Raw genomic sequence first — 4345 nt, forward strand, 5'->3', positions numbered from 1 at the left:
TTTGATTTTTTTGATGCAGTGTAATAATTTCGCTTTTTGGTCATTCTATTCCCCTCTTATATTAGAAGAATAGCTCTTAAAAATACCTTTTTTTCGTCTAAAAATCCGCGCCTATATCATACAAACTAGACCCTAAACAAATAAAAGTAAATACACTCATCAGGAAAAAGCCAATAATATCCATACGAATTATGCCACTTAGCCCATTTTTCATAACAGAAAAAATACAAAATGCTAAAATCATTAAAATTAAAACGGAAGCTGAAAGTTCAGGGAACATTGTGTTTGAAAAAATTATAATTCCTTTAACATAGGTAGAACTTAAGATCATTAATGAAAATAACAATATGACTCGAACAACATTCCCAATACTACGCCCCAAGTACTTGTCAAATAAAAATGAAACACAGGTTGAATCAAACTGCTTCCACTTCGTTGAGGTGGTAAGAGCAGCAAATAAAGGGGAGAGAAAAGCAATTACAGCCATTGAAAGAGCCCAATACCCTTCTGTATAGCCTAATGAGCACATTACAATAAGAGCCATAGGGTTAATTTCTGTCATCACCAAAGTTGCAACTAAAGGGAATACTTTAGTTTGTTTTCCGGCAGTAATATATTCTATTTGACTATTTGCTCGCCTGGCTTTGAAAATAAAAACAATAGCACCCAAAAAAGAAAATATTAAAAACAAATTAATCACTTAGACCGGCCTTGTGATCATGTATTAACATATTCATGCAATTCACCCCATTAATAATAGACAGCTCATGGCTCAAATACTCTTCATAGCTATTATGGAATACTGAGTAGAGGGTTTTCTCTAGAATTGTTTTACATGTAGAAATAGTTTTTAATGGAATGGTGTGTACCACCTCTTGTTTATCATTTTTTAGAATCAGTTTTTGTAAATTATTACTTGAAAACTCAACGGAGGAATGGTCAAGAAAAGTCAACTTATACCCGTATTCAAATCCATTGGGATGGGTTACTGGCATTTTGCCAATCATTTCAACGCGAAAACCCTCATATAACCAAATTTTATTACACGATCGGTTGCTAACTTCTTGTACAATAGTATGCTGAGGAAATTTAAATAATTGTAGACAAAAATCGGTGTCATGCGATAGTAAATCAAATCGAGCAGAAACATTATCCGTGTAATCTTCAGGCACAGCTCCAATTCTATATACTTGATAATAATCGGGTATTTTTTCTTGGTTTGCTATAATTTCCTTAAGTTTTACAAAACAAGGGGTAGCGTGCAGTGAAAATCCAACAAATAATTTTTTCTTTGTTTCAAGAGCAGTTTTTTTCATCGCCTCAGCCTCATCGAGGGAAACACAAAGCGGTTTTTCAGTTAAAACATGACTGCCAGAAATCATGGCTAAACAAGCATAATAACAATGACTATCTTTATGTGTAGCAATGATTGTTAACACAGGATTGCTTTGCCAAATTAATTGGATATCATTAACGACCTGAATATTTTGTGTGTTTATTTTATCCCCTTCAAAAATATCAAAGGGGTTATCATCCTCCAATAATCGATGGAGAAAACTTGCCCGCTGATATTCATTATGATCAAAACATATAACTTGCTCAGCTAGGCTACTGGCGTATCGCGTATAAGAAGCCCCCATTTGCCCCAGCCCAATAACTGCAATCGTTGATATCACCCTGTCTTCTCCAACAACTAATTGATATAATGTTTAAAAAAATAGCAAGAACAAGGAGAATTATATAGTTATGGCTATCGAGATACCACAAAATCATATTTCTGTTTCCTGTGCCAAAGAGATGCGTGAGATAATTTCTCCCTTGTTTGATGTTGGAATATCTTATTTTGAACATGTCAGATTATATAATAGTGGTAAGATTGCTTGGCTTTCAACCGATGATCTTCGTGCTGAATCCATTTTAAAAAATGAGATCGCCGGAGCCTTAAGTTTTGACTTTAATAGGCTACAGTTAGAAAGGTATTTATTTGCTGAAGATATTGTGGCCACTATTCAAAGTTCTACAATGAGAAAAATTGCAGAGAAAAAACTAATTGAATCCAGGGATAGCTTTGATATTAGAAACTTGTTTCAAATAGTATCTGTAAAAAATGGGAAATATGAAGCCTTTGTTTTTGGAACAAATGAAAAAAGCACGTTTTTAAAAAGTCACTATATTAAATCCATAGCCTTTTTGGAGCAGTTTATCTTTTATTATTATAATAAGGCTGAGAGGCTAATCAACCACTCAGAAGAAAATGCCATTCAACTCAAAGACTTGCAGATCAGTACAGAAACTCTACCTGAGTTAAGCCCTTCTTCCTTAGCAACCAATAAATACTATTTTGACTTACAAAATAGAACCGAATACTTAACAAACAAAGAATTTGACATTCTTCGATTAATAAATCGGGGATATTCTCGAAAACAGGTAGCCGATCATTTTAACTTAAAAGTGAGCACTATCGATTCATCAATTTCAAATGCAATTGAAAGGAATAATGTCTACAATTTGAGAAATATGTTAAATAAAATAAATAATAGTACTATTAAATTTTCTATGGGTATTAAGTTCTGGCTAAACTTTCTTTATATCTATCCCGCGCCATAGGGAGATTGTTGAACAGAGTGAGCAACGGTAAAAATCTGATCCTTCATTACTATACCAACTACCTTCCTCTGTTAGGCAATAAAAATTGAAAACCTTCAAACCCGTGAAATCCCTTAAACTATAGGCTCCCCTGGTCATGTAAATAAAGTGCTAAGCGCGTTGGTATAGAGCCCTTCTCCCAATTGCATTTATTTTTAATCCGTTTTTATTGTGTAAAAATTATAGGCACCATATGCAGATAACTCTTTTTTTCTTCCATGAGCTCCAACTAAAAAGAGTAAAATTTTAAGTCAATTTCTGCTGCATCAAACTAGGAATGCTCTCAGTGAAACTGCTAGCCTCATGCCCTTTAACAGCCCCTGAAGAGAAGGGGATTGGACGCCAAAATAAGCCTATTTGCCCACGACTCACCTTAGCATCTCTATGTGGAGTTTCCCTAAGCTCCAAGACTGTTGTCTCTTTTAACCAGTTAAAAACTGCTTTACCGCCATCAAATTGTTCCGGTTTAAATAACTCTTGCACATAGGCTTCAGACAATTTTTCCGCTATATACTGGTGAAAAAGAAAATCAACAGTGCGTAAGTTTGGTTTATGGCGATTTAAAAACAGTAGGGCTTTTATAACATTAATAGAAAAAGGTCTGAGAGCTTTGTAATCATCATAATAGTGTTCAAAATTACTCAGCTGGAGTGTCCTCCATTGGGCAACACCAGCAAAATCGGGTCTATCACCATGACGTTTCCTATCTCTTATTCTTGGTAAAGGCCCGTAGACAGCGTCCAACTTTAGTGCAAAACCAATATCGATACAGATAGGGCTACCGTCTATTTGTGTTAATACGTTACGAGCTCCTACAGCATCAACAATCACTCTACCCGTACGTTTATAAATATCAATTAATATACTTACTATTTCTACATCATAGGCTTGTCTACCGACAATAAAGGGCGATAACCAACCATTGTATGTTCTGCCATTTATCCTTCCTGAAAATTTTCTAGCAGGCATAGACGGATTGATTTCATTCCAAATTTTAATGGAGCGTTCAACGGTATCCAAACTGGCATCCAGGTAGAGCTGCTCATCTATAGCAGGATCGGTTGGCATGGGTGTAATTGGGAATTTGAACACCCCCAGCCTACGCCCCGTTGTTTGCTCAATAACAAGGTAAGCCACATTATAAGAACCTTGTCCTAAAAATTTAAATTCGTAATTCATCAGCATCCATTTGTAATTTAATTAAGCATAGGTGGTTATAGAATAGATCAAAAAAAATAAAATAGTCTAATTTTTTAAATTAAACTATTAATCTTGGAAGATCTATGAAAACTAATGGGGCTTCATTAGAAAGAATTCAGCTGAATTATGCTCAAGGTTTTATCTTGCTGGCTCGAGAAAGAATTAAATTTTCTCTAGTACTAAACTACGCGATTGAATAAATTTGATCAATTAGCTAAAATAACCATCACTCATTATAGTGATTGACGTTGATCTAAATTATGGCAACAGGGCAAAATGAAATTTCATCTAACAATGTAAACCCTGAAATCCCACCTTCAATTATTCATTTTATCTGGATTGGGGGGACTATTCCTGAAAAATATTTATTAGACTCTTTGTGATATAGGCGCGGATTTTTAGACGAAAAAAAGGTATTTTTAAGAGCTATTCTTCTAATATAAGAGGGGAATAGAATGACCAAAAAGCGAAATTATTACACTGCATCAAAAAAATCAAA

The 4345-nt window shown here is 34.5% G+C and carries 4 protein-coding genes; 1 reads left to right on the plus strand and 3 read right to left on the minus strand.

All coding sequences use genetic code 11. The features are described 5' to 3' along the window. Positions 1-97: 97 nt before the first annotated feature. Together ELY15_RS13840 and ELY15_RS13845 are read right to left on the minus strand one after the other, a co-directional pair. Positions 98-700, minus strand: a complete 603-nt coding sequence (locus ELY15_RS13840; protein ID WP_127101038.1) for a hypothetical protein — start codon at positions 698-700, stop codon at positions 98-100. Further along, positions 693-1676, minus strand: a complete 984-nt coding sequence (locus ELY15_RS13845; RefSeq protein ID WP_127101040.1) for a Gfo/Idh/MocA family protein — start codon at positions 1674-1676, stop codon at positions 693-695. Before ELY15_RS13845 ends, ELY15_RS13840 begins: the two co-directional genes overlap by 8 nt. Positions 1677-1746: 70 nt before the next feature. Here ELY15_RS13845 and ELY15_RS13850 point away from each other — a divergent pair, with 70 nt between their 5' ends. Then, positions 1747-2607: a LuxR C-terminal-related transcriptional regulator gene (locus tag ELY15_RS13850; protein ID WP_127101042.1), complete on the plus strand. Its 861-nt coding sequence runs from the start codon at positions 1747-1749 to the stop codon at positions 2605-2607. 285 nt (positions 2608-2892) lie between these two features. On the opposite strand, the gene ELY15_RS13855 is transcribed toward ELY15_RS13850, so the two are convergent. Continuing rightward, the gene (locus tag ELY15_RS13855; RefSeq protein WP_127101044.1) at positions 2893-3825 is read right to left on the minus strand and encodes a hypothetical protein; all 933 of its coding nucleotides are present in this window, start codon (positions 3823-3825) and stop codon (positions 2893-2895) included. Positions 3826-4345 lie beyond the last annotated feature (520 nt).

The organism is Legionella sp. km772 (genome assembly GCF_003989735.1).
Taxonomy (GTDB): domain Bacteria; phylum Pseudomonadota; class Gammaproteobacteria; order Legionellales; family Legionellaceae; genus Legionella.

What these genes read in the sequence shown, in the direction of transcription:
- ELY15_RS13850 (WP_127101042.1), top strand. Translation starts at nt 1,747, where the DNA reads ATGGCTATCGAGATACCACAAAATCATATTTCTGTTTCCTGTGCCAAA.
- ELY15_RS13855 (WP_127101044.1), bottom strand. Translation starts at nt 3,825, where the DNA reads ATGAATTACGAATTTAAATTTTTAGGACAAGGTTCTTATAATGTGGCT.